Raw genomic sequence first — 21,424 nt, 5'->3', positions numbered from 1 at the left:
GAAACTGAGAACAATGCGGTTGAACCGAGTTCTGCGAATGAGCGCGGCCGTCGTGGCTGCCGGTCTCGCCCTGTCCGCCTGTGGCGGCGGCGGGTCCGACGCCGGCAGCGGCTCCAGCGGCGCCAAGAACCTGGTGGCGAAGGCCAAGAACGACAAGAAGCTGACCATCGGCATCAAGTTCGACCAGCCCGGCCTCGGCCAGAAGCAGGCCGACGGCACCTACGCCGGGTTCGACGTCGACGTGGCGAAGTACATCGCCAAGGAGCTCGGCGTCGAAGAGTCGGGGATCACCTGGAAGGAAGCGCAGTCCGCGCAGCGCGAGGACCTGATCAAGAAGGGTGAGGTCGACTTCATCGTCGCCACCTACTCGATCACCGACAAGCGCAAGAACGAGGTCTCCTTCGCGGGCCCGTACTTCATCGCGCACCAGGACCTGCTCGTCCAGGCCGAGAACACCGACATCACCGGCCCGGAGTCGCTGACCGGCAACAAGAAGCTCTGCTCGGTCAAGGGTTCCACCCCGGCGCAGAACGTCAAGGAAAAGTACGCCAAGGAAGTTCAGCTGCAGGAAGTCGGCAAGTACACCGACTGCGTCACCTCGCTGCTCAACAAGACCGTCGACGCGATGACCACCGATGACGTGATCCTCGCCGGCTACGCCGCGCAGCAGCCCGGCAAGCTGAAGCTGGTCGGCAAGGGCTTCACCGACGAGAAGTACGGCGTCGGCCTGAAGAAGGACGACACCGAGAGCGTCACCGCGATCAACAACGCGATCAAGAAGATGCAGCAGGACGGCGCGTGGAAGGCCGCTCTGGAGAAGAACGTCGGCCCGTCGGGCTACAAGATCCCGGAGCCCCCGGCCATCTCGTGAACAGGCTCCCCTGAGCCGCTGAACTGAAGGAATCGAACGGTGCGCCGTGTACCGCGGCGCACCGTTCCCATACCGAGGCTGGGTTGAGCACCTTGTTCGATTTCCTCGACAATCCCAATTACGACTTGCTCGGCGCCTTCTGGATGACGATCAAGCTGACCTTCTTCTCCGCCATCGGTTCCCTGATCTGGGGGACGATCCTGGTGGGGATGCGGGTGAGCCCCGTTCCGATCATGCGGGCGTTCGGCACCGCCTACGTCAACATCTTCCGGAACACCCCGCTGACGGTGATCATCGTCTTCACGTCGCTGGGATTGTCCTCCACGCTGGGGATCAACCTGGCCTCGAAGGATTCGACGACGTCGTTGGAGGACAACTTCTTCCGGCTCGCGATCCTCGGCTTCATCGCCTACACCGCCACGTTCGTCTGTGAATCGCTGCGGTCGGGCATCAACACCGTCCCGGTCGGCCAGGCCGAAGCGGCCCGCGCACTGGGTCTCGGCTTCTTCCAGGTGCTGACGTTGATCGTGCTGCCGCAGGCGTTCCGGTCGGTGATCGCACCGCTGACCAACGTCATGATCGCCCTGTTGAAGAACACCACGGTCGCCTCGATCATCGGTGTCGCGGAGGCTTCGCTGCTGATGTCGGAGATGGTGGAGAACGAGTCCGACTCGCTGCTGCTGGTCTTCCTCCTGTTCGCCGCCGGGTTCGTCATCCTGGTCCTCCCCCTCGGCCTGCTGCTGGGCTGGGTCGCCAAGAAGGTCGAGGTCAAGCGATGAGCACACAGGCCGTTCTGTACGACGCCCCCGGCCCGAAGGCCAAGGCGCGAAACTGGCTCTACAGCGTACTTTTCGTTCTCGTCCTGGCGCTGGTCGTCTACTACGTCTACACGGGCTTCGACGAGAAGGGGCAGTGGGCGGGCGCCCTCTGGAAGCCCTTCATCGACGGTTCGACGTGGACTCAGTTCCTTCTCCCCGGCCTGCTCAACACCTTGAAGGCGGCCGGGCTTTCGATCGTGATCGCGCTGCCGATCGGTGCGCTGCTGGGCATCGGGCGGCTGTCGGACCACAAGTGGATCCGGATGCCGGTCGGCTGGATCGTCGAGTTCTTCCGGGCCATCCCGGTGCTGCTGCTGATGGTCTTCGCGGCCGCGTTCTACGCGTACTACACCGGCATCGACTCCGAGATCCGCCCGCTGTTCGCCGCGGTCACCGGTCTGGTGCTCTACAACGGGTCGGTCATGGCCGAGGTGTTCCGGGCGGGCATCCTGTCGCTGCCGAGAGGACAGGCCGAGGCTTCGTCCGCACTGGGCCTGCGCAAGACCCAGACGATGGTCAACATCCTGCTGCCCCAGGCGGTCACCCTGATGCTGCCCGCACTGGTGAGCCAGCTGGTGGTCATCCTGAAGGACACCGCGCTGGCCGGTCAGCTGACCATCGGCTTCGACGAGCTCATCCGCGGTTCCGGCCCCCTCACCGGTCTTTACGGGAACACGATCCCGACGCTGATCGTCGTCGCGATCATCTTCATCGTGCTGAACCTGCTCCTGACCCAGTTCGCGAGCTGGCTGGAGAACAAGCTGGCACGGCGGAAGAAGGCCCCCAAGGGCGCCAAGCCGGTCATGGCGGCAACGGCGAACGTCGTCCTCACCCGCGATGACGCGAGCGGCGGGGCGGTATAGCTCCCTGAGCAGTACATGAAGGCCCCCTTCCTTGAGCCTGGCTACCGGAAGGGGGCCTTCATGCACTCCGGGATAGGCCTGTTGGTCCTGTCGGGACGGTGGTCCGCTCGGCTAGCGTCAGCCGTATGGCGGACCAGGCCGCGACGCTGCTCGAAGTGCTGCCGGACCTGGCGGGCAGGTCGGTCCTGGTCGTCGGGTGCGGCGATGGCCGCTATCCGCGGCTGTTCCGCGCCGAGGGTGCCCGCCGCGTGGTCGGGGTCGACGCGGACCAGGTGCTGATCGCGGTCGCCCAACGCGAAGAGGAACGGAATCCCGCCGGGATCTCCTACGAGGTCCATCAGCCCGCCCGGCTGCCGCTGATGGGGACCTTCGACATCGTGACGGCGTTCCTGGACTCGCCCGGCCCTCTCGGCCGCATCACGGCGAGCCTCGCTCCCGGCGGACTGCTCGTCGTCGTGGCCACGAACGGCCTGTCCCTGGAAGAAGGCTTGCGGGACAACGGTTTCCAGGACATCGTGCTGCATCGCCACGAAAGCGGCGACGTGCACAGTGCCCGCAAAGCGACCTGAGTCGCGCACCCTGGTGTCGAGCCAGGCTGGCCGGGGCTATGAATCCCGGCCGGTCACCGGACCGTGCGCGTTCTGGCGGTGTGGAACGCACGGACCCCACACCGCCGCACCGGTACGACGGAACAGGTTTCCCCGCCGTGCCGGGGGTTTGGCCTGGAACACGCCTCCGGCGCACACTGCGCACCGGAGGCGTTTCGTTCCAGAAGTACCCCTGCCAGGAATCGAACCTGGACCCCGGCATTCGTAGTGCCGTGCTCTTTCCGTTGAGCTACAAGGGTTCACACACAATGAGAAAAGCCGCCCGATTCGGTTTCCCGAAGGGCGGCTCCGCTGGCTCGTCGTCATGTCACGACGACGGCGGGGAGCCGCTTTTCTCTTCCATGCCAAGGGCCATGGCATAGCGGCGTCGCGGTGTCATGCGTCCTCCCTCGGTCGGTGTGCGACAAGGATGCGTCAGGGGCTGGGGTGAGCACAAACGATTTACGGCTCGTGAGTGGTCGCGACGTTATCGAGGAGTACGTAGAAGGTGACCAGGGCACCCACGCCGCCGATGTTGCGAAAGCCACTTTCGCAACCTTCAACGTTGCGAAAGTGGCTTTCGCAACCCGTCGTCCTCGCGTTTCGGACTCGTGAGTGCGCAGGTCCTCGGCACCTACTGACTGTCCGATAGCCATGTCGCGAAAGCCACTTTCGGGACGTCAGACGTCCCGAAAGTGGCTTTCGCGACACCGGGATACGGCGCGGCACTCACGAGTCCGGTCTTACTTGTCCCGCCGGAACAGCTTGTTCCCCAGCCACACGATGGGGTCGTACTTCCGGTCCGCGACGCGTTCCTTCATCGGGATCAGCGCGTTGTCGGTGATGTGGATGCCCTCCGGGCACACGTCCGAGCAGCACTTGGTGATGTTGCAGTACCCGAGCCCGTGTTCCTCCTGCGCCTCGTCACGCCGGTCGGCGACGTCGAGGGGATGCATCTCGAGTTCGGCGATGCGCATGAGGTAGCGAGGCCCGGCGAAGGCCTCCTTGTTCTCCTCGTGGTCACGCACGACGTGGCAGGTGTTCTGGCACAGGAAGCATTCGATGCACTTACGGAACTCCTGCGAGCGCTCGACGTCGACCTGCTGCATCCGGTACTCCCCCGGCTTCAGCTCCGGAGGCGGGGTGAACGACGGGATCTCGCGGGCCTTGGTGTAGTTGAACGACACGTCGGTCACCAGGTCGCGGATCACCGGGAACGTCCGCATCGGCGTCACGGTGATGACCTCGTCCTCGGTGAAGGTCGACATCCGGGTCATACACAGCAACCGTGGCTTGCCGTTGATCTCCGCCGAGCACGAACCGCATTTGCCCGCCTTGCAGTTCCACCGCACCGCCAGATCCGAGGCCTGCGTGGCCTGCAACCGGTGGATGATGTCGAGGACGACCTCGCCCTCGTTGACCTCGACGGTGTAGTCCTTCAGCTCACCCGAATCGGCGTCGCCGCGCCAGACCCGGAAACTCGCCTTGTAGCTCATGCCGGACTCCCGGGGTGCGAAGTCAGTTCGTCGTCGGTGTAGTACTTCCCGAGCTCGGACAGTTCGAACAGCTCCAGCAGGTCCTGCCGCAGTGGGGTCTGCGCCTTGACCTCGATGCCGATGTCCGGCACCACCGGGTTGTCGCCCGGCGTGGCCGAACAGACGAGGAGTTTGTTGCGCCACTGGGAATCCATACCCGGATGGTCGTCGCGCGTGTGCCCGCCCCGGCTTTCGGTCCTGGTGAGCGCGGCCCTGGCGACGCATTCGCTGACCATCAGCATGTTCCGCAGGTCGACGGCGAGGTGCCAGCCGGGGTTGAACTGCCGGTGCCCCTCGACGGTGACCCGCTTGATCCGCTCGCGCAGCTCCCCGAGTTTCTCCAGCGCCCGCTCGATCTCCTCCGACTTGCGGATGATGCCGACCAGATCGTTCATCGACTGCTGCAGTTCGGTGTGCAGGCTGTACGGATTCTCTTCGACACCGTTGCCCGGCGGGTCGAACGGCGCGAGCGCCATCTCCGCCGCGGCGTCCACATCGGACTGATCGACCGTCGGACGCTCCTTCAGTTCCGCCACGTACGACGCGGCGCCGAGCCCCGCGCGGCGGCCGAAGACGAGCAGATCCGAAAGCGAGTTCCCGCCGAGCCGGTTCGACCCGTGCATCCCGCCCGAGCACTCACCGGCGGCGAACAGCCCCGGCACGCTCGACGACGCGGTGTCCGGGTCGACCTCGATCCCGCCCATCACGTAGTGACAGGTGGGGCCGACCTCCATCGGCTCCTTCGTGATGTCGACGTCGGCGAGTTCCTTGAACTGGTGGTACATCGACGGCAGCCGTTTGCGGATCTCCTCCGCGGGCAGCCTGCTGGCGATGTCGAGGAAGACCCCGCCGTGCGGCGATCCCCGGCCCGCCTTGACCTCGGAGTTGATGGCACGCGCCACCTCGTCGCGCGGCAGCAGGTCCGGGGTGCGCCGGTTCTTCTCCTGGTCGGTGTACCAGCGGTCGGCTTCTTCCTCGCTGTCCGCGTACTGCCCCTTGAACACGTCGGGGACGTACTCGAACATGAACCGTTTGTCCTCGGTGTTCTTGAGGACACCGCCGTCGCCACGGACGCCTTCGGTGACGAGGATCCCCTTCACACTCGGCGGCCAGACCATGCCCGTCGGGTGGAACTGGACGAACTCCATGTTGATGAGCGTCGCCCCGGCCCGCAGCGCCAGCGCGTGCCCGTCACCGGTGTACTCCCACGAGTTCGAGGTGACCTTGAAGGACTTCCCGATGCCGCCGGTGGCCAGCACCACCGCGGGCGTCTCGAACAGGATGAACCGGCCGCTTTCGCGCCAGTAGCCGAAAGCACCCGAGATCCGGCCGTCGTCGGTCAGCAGCTCGGTGATCGTGCACTCGGCGAAGACCTTGATCCTCGCCTCGTAGTCGCCGGTCTCCTTGAAGTCCTCTTGTTGCAGCGAAACGATTTTCTGCTGCATCGTGCGGATCAGTTCGAGACCGGTGCGGTCACCGACGTGCGCGAGCCTCGGGTACGTGTGCCCGCCGAAGTTGCGCTGGCTGATCCGGCCGTCGGCGGTGCGGTCGAACAGCGCGCCGTAGGTCTCGAGTTCCCAGACCCGGTCCGGCGCCTCCCTGGCGTGGAGTTCGGCCATCCGCCAGTTGTTGAGGAACTTCCCGCCACGCATGGTGTCGCGGAAGTGTACCTGCCAGTTGTCGTTCGAGTTCGCGTTGCCCATCGACGCCGCGCAGCCGCCTTCGGCCATCACCGTATGCGCCTTGCCGAACAGCGATTTGCACACCACCGCGACGCTGAAGCCGCGTTCACGGGCTTCGATGACCGCGCGGAGACCGGCACCGCCGGCCCCGATCACCACCACGTCGTAGTTGAGCCGTTCGACCTCGGTCATAGAAAGAGCCACCTCAAAGCTTGTCGCCGGGGACGGGAGATTCCCTCGCCGCTAGTTGATGAACCGCAGATCCGAAATAGCGCCACTGGCCACGAGCATCACGTAGAGATCCGTCAGCACGAGCGTGCCGAGCGTCGTCCACGCCAGCGCCATGTGCCGGGTGTTGAGCTTCGTGATCTGCGTCCAGATCCAGTAGCGGACCGGATGTTTGGAGAAGTGCTTGAGCCTGCCGCCGGTCACGTGACGGCACGAGTGGCACGACAACGTGTACGCCCACAACAGGATCACGTTGCCGGTCAGCACGATGTTGCCGAGCCCGAACCCGAACCCGCCGTCGATGCCGTGGAACGCGGTGATCGCGTCATAGGTGTTGACCAGTGAGACGACCACGGCCACGTAGAAGAAGTAGCGGTGGACGTTCTGGATGATCAGCGGCAGCCGGGTCTCCCCGGTGTACTTCGCGTGCGGCTCCGCGACCGCGCAGGCGGGCGGCGAGAACCAGACGGCCCGGTAGTAGGCCTTGCGGTAGTAGTAGCAGGTCAGCCGGAAGCCCAGCAGGAACGGCAGGACCAGGAAGCCGAGCGGGATGAAGCCCGGCAGCTCGCCGAACCAGGCCCCGAAATGCCGGGAGCCTTCGACGCAGGATTCCGAGACGCAGGGCGAATAGAACGGCGTCAGGTAGTGGTACTCGGGCACCCAGTAGGCGGTGCGCACGAAGGCCCTGATCGTCGCGTAGACGATGAAGGTGGAGAGGCCGAGGACGGTCAGCAGCGGGGACAGCCACCACCGGTCGGTGCGCAGCGTTTTTTCGGCGATCCGGGCCCGCGACGGTGCGCGGACCCCCGTACCCCGTCCGGCCTCTTCGCCGGCGGGGGCGCTCACCGCTGGTCGCGCTTGTAGCCGCCGACGCCTTCGTCATCGGCGCCGTGCCAGAGCGACGGGTCGTACGGCGTGTCGGGGACCGGGACGCGTTCGGCCGATTTCGCCTGCGCGGGGACCGCGTGCGGGGTCGTGTCGAGATCCGTCGCGTCGATGTCGAGGCGTTCCACGTCGTTCGCCAGCCGCTGTACCGCGGAAGCGTCGCCGTATCGGGACCGCAGCGCGCCGACGCACTGCCTCAGCTGACCGATGGCTCGCCGAAGCTCGGCGATCTCTGTGGTGGACATCGGTACCTCCCGATGGTCGGTTCGGTTGGCCGCTTGAGCCTTCGAGGGCAAGCGATCCTCGCCATCTCGACTCTGCCGCGCGTTGTGCAATGTGACAAGTAGCACAGTAGAACCTAGGGGCGTGACGGAGGTCACGCGAGTCGATCTTCTGTATCGATTTTGATTCGGGCTTTCCCCTGGGTTACTGTGGCCACTGTCACGACCCAGCGACGTCAGCGTTGCCGTCCCGCGGACCACCACGACCAGTGATCCGGAGCCGGACAATGAGCACCGCCCCGAACGTCCACCCCATCATCGCCGAAGTCACCGAACGCGTCGCCGCCCGCAGCGCCGAAACCCGCGCCGCGTATCTCGAGCGCGTCGCCGCCGCCCACGAAGAAGGCCCTGTGCGGCGCGGGCTCGACTGCAGCAACCTCGCCCACGGCTTCGCCGCGATGGAAGGTGTCGACAAAGCGGCACTGCGCGCCGCGCGGGCGCCGGGCGTCGCGATCGTCTCTTCCTACAACGACATGCTTTCGGCGCACCAGCCGATGCAGGAATACCCCGCGATGCTGAAAGGTTCGGTCCGCCAAGCGGGCGGGGTGGCCCAGTTCGCCGGCGGTGTGCCCGCGATGTGCGACGGCGTCACCCAGGGCCGCCCGGGGATGGAGCTGTCGCTGTTCAGCCGCGAGGTGATCGCGATGTCGACCGCGATCGCGCTGTCCCACGACATGTTCGACGCGGCACTGCTGCTCGGCGTCTGCGACAAGATCGTGCCGGGGCTGCTGATCGGCGCGCTGTCCTTCGGGCACCTCCCGGCGATCCTGGTGCCCGCCGGACCGATGAACTCCGGTCTGCCGAACAAGGAGAAGGCGCGCGTGCGCCAGCTCTACGCCGAGGGCAAGGCGACCCGTGAAGACCTGCTGGACGCCGAAGCGGCTTCGTATCACTCGGCGGGCACCTGCACCTTCTACGGCACGGCCAACTCGAACCAGATGGTCGTCGAGGTGATGGGCCTGCACCTTCCGGGCGCCAGCTTCGTGCAGCCGAACTCGCCGCTGCGGCGCGTCCTCACCGAAGAGGCCGGGCGGCGCGTGGTGAAGCTTTCGCGTGGCGAGGAGTACACGCCGGTCTCGCGGGTGATCGACGAGAAGGCCGTCGTCAACGGCGTCATCGCGCTGCTCGCGACGGGCGGCTCGACCAACCACACGATGCACCTCGTCGCGATCGCCGCCGCCGCGGGCATCCAGCTGACCTGGGACGACTTCTCCGATCTTTCGTCGGTGATCCCGCTGCTGGCGCGCGTGTACCCGAACGGCAGCGCGGACATCAACCACTTCCACGCCGCCGGGGGCATCCAGTTCCTGGTCGGCACGCTGCTCGACGCGGGCCTGCTGCACGAAGACGTCCAGACCGTCGCCGGACCGGGCCTGCACCGCTACCGGCAGGAGCCGATCCTGTCCGAGGGCGAGCTGGTCTGGCGCGACGTGCCGACCCGCAGCCTCGACGAAGACGTCCTGCGTCCCGCATGGCGGCCGTTCGCCGCCGACGGCGGGCTGCGGATGGTCGCGGGCAACCTCGGCCGCGCGGTGATCAAGGTGTCGGCGGTGGCCCCGGAGCACCGGGTCGTCCAGGCCCCGGCGCGGGTGTTCACCGACCAGAAGTCCTTCAAGGACGCTTTCGAGGCGGGCGAGCTGGACCGCGACGTCGTCGTGGTCATCCGACAGCAGGGTCCGCAGGCCAACGGGATGCCGGAGCTGCACGGGCTCACTCCGGCACTGGGCGTGCTGATGGACCGCGGGCACCAGGTGGCGTTGCTCACCGACGGCCGGATGTCCGGCGCGTCCGGCAAGATCCCGGCGGCGATCCAGGTGACCCCGGAAGCCGCTGTGGGCGGCCCGATCGCGCGCATCGCCGACGGTGACGTCGTCCGTCTCGACGCCAAGGCCGGGACGCTGGACGTCTTCGTGGGTGACGAAGAACTCGCCCACCGTGAACTGGTGGACTCCCCGCCTTCGGAGGCATCCTGGACCGGCACCGGCCGGGAGCTGTTCGCGGCGCTGCGCCGCGCGGTCGGCCCCGCCGATCAGGGCGCGAGCGTGTTCGGACCGCTCACGCCGGAACACTTCGGCGCTCCGGCGCACACTTTGACCCCTGTGGAGGTAACCCAGTGACCACCGGCGCGGACCTGCTCGGCCTGTCCCCCGTGATGCCCGTCGTCGTCCTCGACGACGCCGCCGACGCGGTACCCACCGCGCGGGCACTGCTCGCGGGCGGGATCGGCGTGATCGAGCTGACCCTGCGCACCCCGGCGGCACTCGCCTCGATCGAGCGGATCGCCGCGGAGGTCCCGGAGATCGTCATCGGCGCCGGCACGGTCACCGCGCCGGAACACGCCAAGCAGGCCGCCGACGCGGGCGCGAAGTTCCTGGTGACCCCGGGCTGCACGGACTCGGTCCTGGACGCCGCTTTCGACACCGGCCTGCCGTTCCTGCCGGGCGCGAGCACGGTGTCCGAGGCGATGCGGCTGGCCGAACGCGGCCTGACCGCGCTGAAGTTCTTCCCCGCCGAGGCCAGCGGCGGCGTGGCGTACCTGAAGTCGATCGGCGGTCCGCTGCCCGGGCTGCGTTTCTGCCCGACCGGCGGGATCACCGTGAAGACCGCGCCGGACTACCTCGCACTGTCGAATGTGGGCTGCATCGGCGGTTCGTGGCTGACGCCGAAGGATGCCTTGGCGGCCAAGGACTTCGGGAAGATCGAGGCTTTCGCGGCGGAGGCTTCGAAGCTCTGAATCTTTTCGTGAAGGCCACCTCCGCGGGGGTGGCCTTCACCGTTTTCAGACTGGGAGCTGGTACTGGATGAAGCCCCGGTTGATCGCGACCCGGTCGTAGAGCCGGCGTGCGGTGACGTTGGATTCCTTGGTGTGCCAGTAAACGCGCTCGCAGTCACGGGCTCGCGCCCAGTCCGCGACGGCCTCGATCAACGCCCGCGCGACCCCCTTGCCGCGGGCTTCCGGCGCGGTGAACAGATCCTGCAGGTAACAGACGTCGGTGAGCGCGGAAGTGCTGGGGTGCACCAGAAAGTGCACGATTCCGACGAGTTCCCCGTCCACGCGGGCACCGAGCGCGTGCATCCGCTCCCCGGTTGAGAATTCGCGCCAAGCACGATCGTAGACCTCTTGGGGTGCAACACGTTCGTAGAAAGCGATGTACGCACGAAACAGACTTTCCCAGGCCTCACGGTCTTCAGCGTGCAACGGCGCGATGGTGATCATGGTGTCCTCCCAGTGATCACCCGAGCCTAGGTGCCTATCGCCGGGCCGTGAGTGGCCAATCGCGCGGTAAAGCGAGCTGCCACTCACGACCCGGTTCAGCTCACCGCCTGCTTCACCAAGGCGGCGATGCGCTGCTCCACCGCGTCGGTGACCTCGGTCAGCGCGAAGGCTGTCGCCCACATCTCACCGTCGTCCAGCCGGGCCTCTTCGTTGAAGCCGAGCGTCGCGTAGCGCGTCTTGAACTTGGCCGCGCCCTGGAAGAAGCAGACGATCTTGCCGTCCAGCGCGTAAGCGGGCTGGCCGTACCAGAGCTTCGGCGCGAGCATCGGGGCGTTGGCCTTCACGACGGCGTGGACCCGCTCCGCCAGCGCACGGTCGGCGTCGGACATCTCGGCGATCTTCGCGAGGACGTCCTGCTCGGCGGCCGCCGCTTTGTCCGCGCTCGTACCGCGCCGAGCGGCCTTCTTCATGTCCTGGGCGTGTTCCTTCATCGCGGCCTTTTCCTCGGCCGTGAATCCTTCGTATGTGGTGCTCATTGCGTTTTCTCCCTGGTAGGCGGCGAGCGGGGGCATCCGGTAGTGGCACATCAGGACTGGGCGGCGAGCGTGGAGGTCTCCCAGGCGAACCCGTCCAGGTCTGTGAACGGGGCGGCGCCACAGATCGCGATGCGGTGCGAGCCGGTGCCTTCGGGGGACACGCCCGCGTCCTTGGCCAGTGCCTTGCGCCGGTACAGCGCCAGCTTGACCGGGCTCGACCCGGATTCGAACTCGACGTACACGCGGCCGAAGCTCTTCCCGACGGTGAGGCCGTGATCGACATAGAACTTCTTGCTCGCGGCCACGTCGGCGACACCCAGCAGCAAGACGATGTCGTCGATCTCGCGGGTGGCCGGGCCGGTGTTCTTCTTCGCCGAGGTGGCGATCTTCCAGATCGCGCCGTCCGGGGCCTGGACGACGCCTCCGTAGCCCCACATCGATTTGGTGGCGGGCTTGAGCGCGGTCGCTCCGGCGCCGACGGCGGCGTCGATGAGCGCGTCGACATTGGCGGGCTGGGACACCACCAGGGAAAGGGTGTAGCCGCGGAAGCCGGTGGAGGGCTCCTGCGACGCCCGCAGACGCAGTTCGGAGCCGAGCCCGAAGGCGGTGGTGTAGAAGCGTTCGGCGGCCTCGGTGTCGGCCACTTCGAGGGTGATGGCGTCGATGAAGTTCATGCCGGTAACGCTATTTCTCGGTGGCCGTCCGGTGCTTCTCGATTCCTGATCGGTCTTATCGACGCAGGTCAGCGCCTTCCCCAGGCAGCAAAACACCGGCCGGCGGGCAGAAGGCCCGCTCGGCCGGTGAGCAGCTCAGGTACACGCGAGTTCGCCGCCTGATCACGCGAGTCCGCCGCTCAATCACGCGAGATCGACGCCTGATCACGCGAGATCGCCGTTCAATCACGCGAGTCACGCCCTCGACCCCGTTACGAACCGGAAGGCCACCGTGAATCCAGGTGACTCAGTCGAGAGCGGCGTCGTCCAGGACCGCTGCTTCGGCGCCGAACTCGCGGAGTTCGTCGCGGATCACGGTGTAGGCCAGCCCCTGGGGATAGCCCTTGCGGGCGAGGACGCCCAGCAGGCGGCGGATCGCCGTCTGCTCGTCGACGTTGCCCAAGGAGCGCATGCGCTTCCGTACCAGCTCTCGGGCGCGCTGCTCCTCTGCCTCTCGGTCCACCTCGTCGGCGGCCTGGACGGCGATATCCCCATCGATTCCTTTGCGTTTGAGTTCGGTCACGAGGGCGTTCCGCGACAGGCCCATGTTGGCATGCCGGGAACGAACCCACATTTCGGCGAACTCGGCGTCGTTGATGAGCCCTGCCTGGTCCAGCTTACCGAGCAGGGTCTCCGTCGTCTCCTCGTCGAAGCCCTTGCGCTTCAGTGCCTGACGAAGTTCGTCCGTGGAACGCGGGCGCGCGGCCAGGAGGTCGAAGCAGATCTCCTTGGCCTTCTTCCTCCGCTCGTCCGGCGGCAGCTCCGCCGGATCCACCTTGGGCGCACGCATTCAGCTCTCACTCCAGTCGAAAAGGCCGATCGGCGACTTCACCCCTTGCGCGGGGCCCGGACTCAGAAGTCGACCGGCGCGGGGGCGGCTTCGGCGTCGACGACGGCGCCGATACCGAGCTTCTCCTTGATGCGCTTCTCGACCTCGTTGGCGATGTCCGGGTTCTCGAGCAGGAACTTGCGCGCGTTCTCCTTGCCCTGGCCCAGCTGGTCGCCCTCGTAGGTGTACCAGGCGCCGGACTTGCGCAGGATGCCCTGGTCGACACCCATGTCGATCAGCGAACCCTCGCGCGAGATTCCCTTGCCGTACAGGATGTCGAACTCGGCCTGCTTGAAGGGCGGCGCGACCTTGTTCTTCACGACCTTGACGCGGGTGCGGTTACCGACGGGCTCGCCGCCGTCCTTCAGCGTCTCGATCCGGCGGACGTCCAGGCGGACCGACGCGTAGAACTTCAGCGCCTTACCACCGGTGGTGGTCTCCGGGGAGCCGAACATGACGCCGATCTTCTCGCGCAGCTGGTTGATGAAGATCGCGGTGGTGCCGGAGTTGCTCATCGCACCGGTCATCTTCCGCAGCGCCTGGCTCATCAGCCGGGCCTGGAGACCGACGTGGCTGTCGCCCATCTCGCCCTCGATCTCGGCGCGCGGCACGAGCGCGGCGACCGAGTCGATGACCAGGATGTCGAGCGCGCCGGAGCGGATCAGCATGTCCGCGATCTCGAGCGCCTGCTCACCGGTGTCCGGCTGGGAGACCAGCAGCGCGTCGGTGTCGACGCCGAGCTTCTTGGCGTAATCCGGGTCCAGCGCGTGCTCCGCGTCGATGAACGCGGCGATGCCGCCGTTCCTCTGCGCGTTGGCGACCGCGTGCAGCGCCACGGTGGTCTTACCGGAGGACTCCGGACCGTAGACCTCGATGACCCGGCCGCGGGGCAGGCCGCCGATCCCGAGCGCGACGTCGAGGGCGATGGCACCGGTCTGGATGACCTCGATCGGCACGCGGCCCTCTTCGCCGAGGCGCATGACCGAGCCCTTGCCGTACTGCTTGTCGATCTGGGCGAGGGCCAGTTCGAGCGCCTTGTCCTTGTCGGGTGCTGCTGGTGCCATGGAGTCCACCTCGTTGGTTGAGCCGGTAGGGCTTGATTCAGTTCTGAGCTGTCGGGTCCGACGCTACGGGCGACCACCGACAATTCCAGGCCTCGCGCCCAAGCTGTGGATCGCTGACCCCGTTGTGGACAACACCCTAGACGAACGTGTGTTCGAGGCCGTGGCCGACACGCCGTTGCGCTAGACTTCTTGCCCTTTCACCGAGGTCAGCGCCGCTCCGGCGGGACTTCGAAGGCGTCGCAGACCGCCCGCCAGACGTCCTTGGCGGAGGTTCCCGAGTCGAGAGCCTGTTCGACGGTCCGGCCCCCGAGTTCACCGAAGACGTGATCCCTGGAGAGGGTTTCCGCACGTCCGGGACCGAATTCGTCGGCCATCAGCCGCCGGAAGACCGTGATACGCATCGGGCGGAGTCTAGCCCGGCCTCCGGCTCGAAATCCGTGAAGGGGCCCTCACGGGCCGAGCCGCGGCCGCCGGTGGGGTGATGGGGCCCTTCGCCTCGGCTGACGCGGTGAAGGACGCCTTCGGCCCAGGTCGGCGGCGGGGGTCGTGAGTGGACGGAAACAGGTGGACGTGCGTGCGGTTCGGCATCTCGGTCACCTGAAGTACGCCGACCAACGCAGGTATCTCTACTCGCCCGGCTGAACGCTCTTCTCGAAGTAATCGGCCAGTTCGCCCGGCGTCGGGTTCTGCCCTTCGGCCGGGACCTGGTAGATGAAGCCGACCAGCGGGCGGCCGGTCACGGTGAACACCAGCACCGCCGCGTTCTTCCCCGCGGCCGAGGAGTACTGGCCTTCCAGGGCGTTGCCGACCCATTTGGCCTCGGTACGGTCCCCGCCCGCCGACTTGAGCAGTCCGTCGGTGTAGGCCTTGAGCTTCTCCGCGGAGTCGCTCTGCAGGTAGGTCACCTGGGTTCCGGCGCGGCCCGGCGCGGAGCAGGTCGACGTCACGCCGAGGTCCTCCGCGGGTTTCGCGGGCCCGTTGCCCATCCCGGGTTTGCAGTCGCCGGTGTCGGCGATCTTCCCGGCGAGCTGGCGCAGGCAGCCGGTGAGGCCCTTGTCGTCGGCCGCGGAGGGCGTCTTGCACTCCTCGGCCGTGTAGGTCGTCACCGACGAGGCCGTCAGGAAGTACACGAGACCGGCGGCGATCAGCACGACGACGGCCACGATGGCGCCGATGACGAGCGGCTTCTTCTTGCTCGCGGGCGCCTTGTCACCGGCGGTCTGCCCGGCCAAGGAGTACGTCGGGAAGTTCGTCGGCGCGGGCTGCTGCACCTGCTGCGGGCCGCTGTTCGGGTAGCCCGACTGCGGGAAACCACCGGACTGGCCGGGGCCGCCCGAGTAACCGGGGATCGACGCGACCTGCTGGGGCGGCGCGTACGGGCCCGAAACGCCGGGGTGTGCGCCGGTTCCCGCCGCGACCTGGCCTTCGACGCCCTGCGTACGCGTGCTGATGCCGTCGGAGGCGACGTGCTGCGCACCGAGCGCGACCGCGGTCTCGGGCTGGTCGAGGCTGCCGGGGACGACGCCGAGCTTCTCCGCGATCAGGCTGCCGACCAGCGGAAGCCTGCTCGAACCGCCGACGAGGTAGATACCGGCGAGCCGGTCCGGGGTCATCCCCGCCGAGCGGACCACCCGCGCCATCAGCTCGACACTGCGCAGCATCGACGGCCGCACCAGCGCCTCGAGTTCGCCTCGTGTGACGAGGACGTCCTCGAACGGCTCCGGCATCGGGACCTCTGTCTGCGGGTGTCGTGAGAGGGCCTCCTTCGCCGCCTTCACGTCCTCTTGCAGCGCGCGGCGCGTACGACGGTCCGGAGTGGACTCGGGCCGCAGAACCCGCTGCCAGCGCTGAGGATCCTTGTGCGAGACCTCACGGCCGACGTGCACCAGGAGCGCCTGGTCGACGTCGAGGCCGCCGAGGTCGGGAAGGCCGTCTTCGGCGACGACGGTGAAGCCGCCGTTCGGGGTCGCGCCGACGATGGCGACGTCGAAGGTGCCGGCACCGAGGTCGTACACGGCGAGCGCCTGCCCGGGCGCGAGCGTTTTGCCGGGGAACGACGCGAAATGCGCCGCCGCGGCGACCGGCTCGGGGACGAGCACCAGGTTGCCGCCCATCCCGGCGAGCCGGGCGGCGGACAGCAGCACGTTGCGGCGGGTCTGGCCCCACTGCGCGGGGTGGGTGAGGCGGACCTCGTCGGGCAGTTCGCCGCCGAGCTGGCGGGTGGTCTCGTCGAGGACGCGGCGCAGGATCGCGGCCAGCACCTCGGTGACCGGGATGACGTCGGTGCCCAGCAGGAGCGTCTGCTCGTCGATGCGGCGCTTGGGGTTGGGCTCGAAGCGGGTCGGGTCGAGGCGGGCACGGCGTTCGGCGTCGCGGCCGACCATGATCGTGCCGTCCTCGGTGGCGAACACCGCGGACGGCATGTTGGCCGAACCGTCGACCTCGACCACCCGCGGCGGCCTCCCGTGCGCCGAAAGCACGGCCACGGTGTTGGACGTCCCGAGGTCCACCGACAGGATCCGCACAGCTCATACCCCTTCAACAGACGAACGGCGGCCGCCCCAGTACCGATCCGGCCGCGCTGGCGGTGATGCTCCCATGAGCGAGGTCGCCGCACGTGCGGAACCCGCCGAACTCGTCCCGGCTCACAGCCCTCGGAGCGAAACTGTCGGTGGTCCGGCGCACTATGGAGGGCGTGGCAGACGTACTCGACCTCTTTTCCCCCGCGACCAGGGACTGGTTCACCGGGGCCTTCGCCGCGCCCACCCGCGCGCAGGAGGGGGCGTGGCGGGCCGCGCACGCGAGGGAACACGCCCTGGTCGTGGCCCCGACGGGCTCCGGTAAGACACTGTCGGCCTTCCTCTGGGCGCTGGACAGGCTGTCGGTCGAGCCGCCGCCGTCCGAGCCGCGGAAACGCTGCCGCGTCCTCTACGTCTCGCCGCTGAAGGCGCTGGCCGTCGACGTCCAGCGCAACCTGCGGGCACCCCTGGCCGGTATCTCGCAGGCGTCGCGGCGGCTGGGGCTGCCGGTGCCGGACATCGGCGTCGGCATGCGCACCGGCGACACCACCGCGGCCGAGCGGCGCTCGTTCGGCAAAACGCCGCCGGACGTGCTGGTCACCACGCCGGAGTCGCTGTTCCTCATCCTCACCTCGTCCGCGCGGGATTCGCTGCGCGGGGTGGAGACGGTGATCATCGACGAGGTGCACGCTGTCGCGGGCGGCAAACGCGGCGCGCATCTGGCTCTTTCACTCGAACGGCTGGACGCGCTCTTGGAGCGGCCCGCCCAGCGGATCGGGCTGTCGGCGACGGTCCGGCCGGTCGACGAGGTCGCCTCGTTCCTGGCGGGCGGCAGGCCGGTCACCGTCGTCCAGCCGAAGCTCGCGAAGACGATCGAGGTTCGCGTCGAGGTCCCTGTCGAAGACATGTCCAATCTCGACAGTCCTCAAGGGCCGAAGCAGAACGAAGACCTCGATGCCGGTCTCGCACGGCTCCCCGGCGCGCTGGAGGAGATCGACGGCACCCCGCGGCGGCCGTCGATCTGGCCCGCGGTGGAGGAGCGGGTCCTCGAGCTGATCCAGGCGCACCGGTCGACGATCGTGTTCGCCAACTCACGACGGCTCACCGAGCGGATGACGGCCCGGCTCAACGAGCTCGTCGCGGAGCAGGCCGAGCTGGAGCCGGATCAGCGGTATCCGGCCGAGGCGATCGGCCAGTCCGGGCTCACCACGGGCGCGGCGCCGGTGATCGCGCGGGCGCACCACGGTTCGATGTCGCGCGAGCAGCGCACCCACGTCGAGGAGGAACTCAAGACGGGCCGCCTCGCCTGCGTCGTGGCGACGTCTTCCTTGGAGCTGGGCATCGACATGGGCGCGGTCGATCTCGTCGTGCAGATCGAGGCGCCGCCGACGGTCGCTTCGGGACTGCAGCGGGTCGGCCGCGCCGGGCACCAGGTCGGCGCGGTGTCGAGCGGGGTGATGTTCCCGAAGTTCCGGGGCGACCTCGTCTCCTGCGCGGTGGTCGCGGAACGGATGGCGTCCGGCGCGATCGAGGCGGTGCGCTACCCGCGAAATCCGCTGGACGTGCTCGCACAGCAGGTCGTGGCGATGGTGGCGCTCGAATCGTGGACGGTCGACGAAGTGGCCGCCCTCGCCCGCCGCGCGGCGCCGTTCGCGTCCTTGCCGGACGACGCGCTGCTGGCCGTGCTCGACATGCTCGCCGGCCGGTACCCCAGCGAGGAGTTCGGCGAGCTGCGTGCCCGGATCACCTGGGACAGGGTCAGCGGAGAACTGCACGGCCGTCCGGGTTCGCAACGGCTGGCGGTGACCTCCGGCGGCACGATCCCCGACCGCGGCCTGTTCACCGTGATGACGCCGGGCGGGGACGACAAACCGGGGTCGCGGGTGGGCGAACTCGACGAGGAGATGGTCTACGAGTCCCGCGTCGGGGACACGATCCTGCTCGGCACCTCCTCCTGGCGGGTCACCGACATCACCCACGACCGCGTGATCGTGGTACCCGCGCCGGGTGAGCCCGCGCGGATGCCGTTCTGGAAGGGCGACGCCCCCGGCCGTCCGCTGGAACTGGGGCGGGCGCTGGGCGCGTTCGTCCGCGAACTGTCCACTTCGGAACCGTCGGCGGCCAGGCAGCGTGCGGCCGTCGCCGGTCTGGACGAGTACGCGTGCGACAACCTGCTGGCGTATCTGGAGGAGCAGAAGTCCGCCACGCGGCATGTCCCGAACGACAAAACCGTGCTGCTGGAACGCTTCCGCGACGAACTCGGCGACTGGCGGGTCATCCTGCACTCCCCGTTCGGCGCGCAGGTCAACGCGCCGTGGGCGCTCGCGATCGCGGCCAGGTTGCGGGAGAACCGCGGGGTCGACGCGCAGGTGGCGCATTCCGACGACGGCATCGTGCTGCGGCTGCCGGAGGCTTTGGACTCCGAGGGCTCGGAGATCACCATCGGCGTCGAGGACGTGCTGCTCGATCCGGAAGAGGTCGAGCAGCTGATCGTCGCCGAGGTCGGCGGCTCGGCGGTGTTCGCCGCCCGGTTCCGGGAGTGCGCGGCGCGGTCGCTGCTGCTCCCCCGCCGGGATCCGCGCCGCCGGACACCGCTGTGGCAGCAGCGGCAGCGCGCGTCTCAGCTGCTTTCGGTCGCGGCCAAGTACGAGCGGTTCCCCGTCGTGCTGGAGGCGATGCGGGAAGTCCTGCAGGACGTGTACGACGTCGGCGGGCTGCGGGAACTGATGTCCGACGTCCGCTCGCGGAAGGTCAAGCTGGTCGAGGTCGAGACGCCGTCGGCGTCCCCGTTCGCGCGCAGCCTGCTCTTCGGGTACGTCGGGATGTTCCTGTACGAGACCGACGCCCCGCTCGCGGAACGGCGGGCGGCGGCGCTGGCGCTGGATTCGACGCTGCTGGCCGAGCTGCTCGGCACCGAAGCGATCCGGGAGCTGCTGGACGCCGAGGTCGTCGCCGAGGTCGAGCGGTCACTGCAGCGGCTCGATCCCGACAGGCACGCCCGCAACGCCGAGGAAGCCGCGGATCTGTTGCGGTTCCTCGGAGATCTCTCGATCGAGGAGGCCGCCGCACGCGGCATCCAGCGCGGATGGCTGGAGGAACTCGAAGCCGCGCGGCGGGTGATCCGCGTCCGCATCGGCGGCGGTGAGCGCTTCATCGCCATCGAGGACGCGGGCCGGGTGCGGGACGCGCTGGGCACCGCGTTGCCGGTCGGTGTGCCGGAGGCGTTCACCGAACCGGTCGAGGATCCCGTCGGCGATCTGCTTTCGCGCTACTCACGCAGCCGCGGGCCGTTCAGCGCCCGGCAGGCCGCCGAACGCTTCGGGCTGGGAACGGCCGTGGTCACCGGCGTGCTGGACAGGCTGACGGCGCAGGGCAGGCTGGTCCGGGGTGAACTGAGCCCGGTCGGGCATCCGGAGACCCATGGCGTCGGCATGGAGTTCTGTGACGCTTCAGTGCTGCGCAGGCTCCGGCGGGCGTCGCTGGCGCGGCTGCGGGCCGAGGTCGAGCCCGTCGAACCGGCGGCGTTGGGCCGGTTCCTGCCGTCGTGGCACGGCATCGGCGCGCGAGTGCGTTCGGCGCCGACGGCGGACGACGTGCTGTCCGTGGTCGAGCAACTGGCCGGTGCCCCGCTCCCGGCGAGCGCGGTCGAGTCGCTGATCCTGCCGAGCAGGCTGCCCGGCTACACGCCGTCGTTGCTGGACGAACTCACCACGGCGGGCGAGGTCACCTGGTGCGGCTGCGGTTCCCTGTCCGGCGGGGACGGCTGGCTGGCGCTCGCGCCCACGGACGTCGCCGATCTGCTGCTGCCCGATCTCGACGACGATCTGCCCTCCGGTCCGCTCCACGCGGCAATACTGTCCACTTTGGAGGGTGGAGCGCAGTTCTTCCGCCAGCTCGTGGACCGGGCGTCACCGTTGGTCGAAACCCCGCCGAACGACGGCGAAGTCGTCGCCGCGCTGTGGGATCTGGTGTGGGCCGGGATGGTCACCGGTGACACGCTGGGTCCGCTGCGGGCGCGGGTCTCCGGTTCCGGTGCGGCGCACAAACCTCGACGCCAGGCACCGCGAGGCCGCTACGCGCGGCTTCGGGCCGGGCGGCCGGCGATGCCGTCGCGCACCGGGCCGCCGACGGTGGCGGGCCGCTGGGCGCTGACCCCGGATCGCGAACCGGATCCGACCAGGCGTGCCCACGCGCGGACGGAGGCGTTCCTGGAACGGCACGGCGTCCTCACCAGGGGCGCTCTCGACACCGAACGCGTGACGGGCGGTTTTTCCGGGATCTACAAGGTTTTGCGCGGGATGGAGGACTCCGGTCAGGTCGTCCGGGGGTACGTGGTCGAGGGGCTCGGCGCCGCGCAGTTCGCGGCGAAGGGCGCCGTCGACAGGCTGCGCGCGCAGTCCGGGAACCAGCGCACCACCCAGGAAGGCGCTGTCGTGCTCGCCGCAGCCGACCCGGCCCAGCCCTACGGCGCCGCGTTGCCGTGGCCCGCCGCGACGGGCGACACGAAACACCGTCCGGCAAGGAAAGCGGGTGCCTTGGCGGTGCTCGTGGACGGTGTCCCGGCGATGTACGTCGAACGCGGCGGCCGGTCGCTGCTGAGCTTCACCGAGGATCAGGAGACCTTGCGTTCGGCCGCGCGGGCACTGTCCACGGCGGTACGGGAAGGCTGGCTGGGTCAGCTCGCGGTGCAGAAGGCCGACGGCGAGGTGGCGCTCACCTCCGAGCTTTCGACCGTCCTCCAGGAGGCGGGATTCCGGGCGACTCCCAAGGGGTTGCGCCTGCGGGCCTAGACTTGC

General features: G+C 68.3%; 18 protein-coding genes and 1 tRNA gene. 7 read left to right on the top strand and 12 right to left on the bottom strand.

The features are described 5' to 3' along the window. The first annotated feature begins 13 nt into the window (after positions 1-13). From HDA45_RS33730 to HDA45_RS33715, 4 genes are all read left to right on the top strand, one after another. The gene (locus tag HDA45_RS33730) at positions 14-871 is read left to right on the top strand and encodes a glutamate ABC transporter substrate-binding protein (RefSeq protein ID WP_184902219.1); all 858 of its coding nucleotides are present in this window, start codon (positions 14-16) and stop codon (positions 869-871) included. Positions 872-954: 83 nt separating this feature from the next. Beyond that, positions 955-1,650 carry an amino acid ABC transporter permease gene (locus tag HDA45_RS33725; protein ID WP_007029283.1) on the top strand — a complete coding sequence of 232 codons (696 nt, stop codon included), beginning with the start codon at positions 955-957 and terminating at the stop codon, positions 1,648-1,650. Continuing rightward, positions 1,647-2,552 (top strand): amino acid ABC transporter permease, encoded by a 906-nt coding sequence (locus tag HDA45_RS33720; RefSeq protein ID WP_184902217.1) that lies wholly within the window; start codon positions 1,647-1,649, stop codon positions 2,550-2,552. Before HDA45_RS33725 ends, HDA45_RS33720 begins: the two co-directional genes overlap by 4 nt. Before the next feature lie 125 nt (positions 2,553-2,677). Beyond that, positions 2,678-3,121, top strand: coding sequence for a class I SAM-dependent methyltransferase (locus HDA45_RS33715; RefSeq protein WP_184902215.1), 444 nt, complete (start codon positions 2,678-2,680; stop codon positions 3,119-3,121). Positions 3,122-3,327: 206 nt separating this feature from the next. Here the strand turns inward: HDA45_RS33715 and HDA45_RS33710 are convergent. From HDA45_RS33710 to HDA45_RS33690, 5 genes are all read right to left on the bottom strand, one after another. Continuing rightward, positions 3,328-3,399, bottom strand: a tRNA-Arg gene (locus HDA45_RS33710). 483 nt (positions 3,400-3,882) lie between these two features. Further along, entirely contained in the window at positions 3,883-4,635 is a 753-nt protein-coding gene (locus HDA45_RS33705; protein ID WP_184902213.1) for a succinate dehydrogenase/fumarate reductase iron-sulfur subunit, read from the bottom strand. Beyond that, on the bottom strand, positions 4,632-6,548 hold the full coding sequence (locus tag HDA45_RS33700) for a fumarate reductase/succinate dehydrogenase flavoprotein subunit (protein WP_184902211.1): 1,917 nt from the start codon (positions 6,546-6,548) through the stop codon (positions 4,632-4,634). The genes HDA45_RS33705 and HDA45_RS33700 overlap by 4 nt, the downstream gene beginning before the upstream one ends. Positions 6,549-6,599: 51 nt before the next feature. Next, on the bottom strand, positions 6,600-7,430 hold the full coding sequence (locus HDA45_RS33695) for a hypothetical protein (RefSeq protein ID WP_184902209.1): 831 nt from the start codon (positions 7,428-7,430) through the stop codon (positions 6,600-6,602). Beyond that, positions 7,427-7,714 (bottom strand): hypothetical protein, encoded by a 288-nt coding sequence (locus HDA45_RS33690; protein ID WP_184902206.1) that lies wholly within the window; start codon positions 7,712-7,714, stop codon positions 7,427-7,429. Before HDA45_RS33690 ends, HDA45_RS33695 begins: the two co-directional genes overlap by 4 nt. Before the next feature lie 263 nt (positions 7,715-7,977). Here HDA45_RS33690 and edd point away from each other — a divergent pair, with 263 nt between their 5' ends. Then, positions 7,978-9,867 (top strand): phosphogluconate dehydratase, encoded by a 1,890-nt coding sequence (gene edd / locus HDA45_RS33685; RefSeq protein WP_184902204.1) that lies wholly within the window; start codon positions 7,978-7,980, stop codon positions 9,865-9,867. Then, the gene (gene eda, locus HDA45_RS33680; protein WP_005164729.1) at positions 9,864-10,484 is read left to right on the top strand and encodes a bifunctional 4-hydroxy-2-oxoglutarate aldolase/2-dehydro-3-deoxy-phosphogluconate aldolase; all 621 of its coding nucleotides are present in this window, start codon (positions 9,864-9,866) and stop codon (positions 10,482-10,484) included. The genes edd and eda overlap by 4 nt, the downstream gene beginning before the upstream one ends. Positions 10,485-10,529: 45 nt before the next feature. Here the strand turns inward: eda and HDA45_RS33675 are convergent, their stop codons facing one another. The 7 genes from HDA45_RS33675 to HDA45_RS33645 form a co-directional block, all read right to left on the bottom strand. Further along, positions 10,530-10,967, bottom strand: a complete 438-nt coding sequence (locus tag HDA45_RS33675; RefSeq protein WP_184902202.1) for a GNAT family N-acetyltransferase — start codon at positions 10,965-10,967, stop codon at positions 10,530-10,532. 95 nt (positions 10,968-11,062) lie between these two features. Beyond that, complete coding sequence (locus tag HDA45_RS33670) at positions 11,063-11,503, bottom strand: iron chaperone (RefSeq protein WP_184902200.1); 441 nt, start codon at positions 11,501-11,503, stop codon at positions 11,063-11,065. A 50-nt stretch (positions 11,504-11,553) separates the two neighbouring features. After that, positions 11,554-12,177, bottom strand: a complete 624-nt coding sequence (locus tag HDA45_RS33665) for a VOC family protein (protein WP_184902198.1) — start codon at positions 12,175-12,177, stop codon at positions 11,554-11,556. Positions 12,178-12,463: 286 nt separating this feature from the next. After that, positions 12,464-12,991 (bottom strand): RecX family transcriptional regulator, encoded by a 528-nt coding sequence (locus HDA45_RS33660; protein ID WP_184906322.1) that lies wholly within the window; start codon positions 12,989-12,991, stop codon positions 12,464-12,466. 77 nt (positions 12,992-13,068) lie between these two features. Next, complete coding sequence (recA, locus tag HDA45_RS33655; RefSeq protein WP_184902196.1) at positions 13,069-14,109, bottom strand: recombinase RecA; 1,041 nt, start codon at positions 14,107-14,109, stop codon at positions 13,069-13,071. A 206-nt stretch (positions 14,110-14,315) separates the two neighbouring features. Beyond that, positions 14,316-14,510 carry a DUF3046 domain-containing protein gene (locus HDA45_RS33650; protein ID WP_093938916.1) on the bottom strand — a complete coding sequence of 65 codons (195 nt, stop codon included), beginning with the start codon at positions 14,508-14,510 and terminating at the stop codon, positions 14,316-14,318. 225 nt (positions 14,511-14,735) lie between these two features. Beyond that, positions 14,736-16,634 carry an Hsp70 family protein gene (locus HDA45_RS33645; RefSeq protein ID WP_184902194.1) on the bottom strand — a complete coding sequence of 633 codons (1,899 nt, stop codon included), beginning with the start codon at positions 16,632-16,634 and terminating at the stop codon, positions 14,736-14,738. Positions 16,635-16,795: 161 nt separating this feature from the next. Between HDA45_RS33645 and HDA45_RS33640 the strand changes: the two genes are divergently transcribed. Next, the gene (locus HDA45_RS33640; RefSeq protein WP_184906319.1) at positions 16,796-21,418 is read left to right on the top strand and encodes an ATP-dependent helicase; all 4,623 of its coding nucleotides are present in this window, start codon (positions 16,796-16,798) and stop codon (positions 21,416-21,418) included. The last annotated feature ends 6 nt before the right edge of the window (positions 21,419-21,424 follow it).

It is taken from the genome of Amycolatopsis umgeniensis (assembly GCF_014205155.1).
Taxonomy (GTDB): Bacteria; Actinomycetota; Actinomycetes; order Mycobacteriales; family Pseudonocardiaceae; genus Amycolatopsis; species Amycolatopsis umgeniensis.
This window is presented reverse-complemented; position numbering and strand designations above follow the sequence as displayed.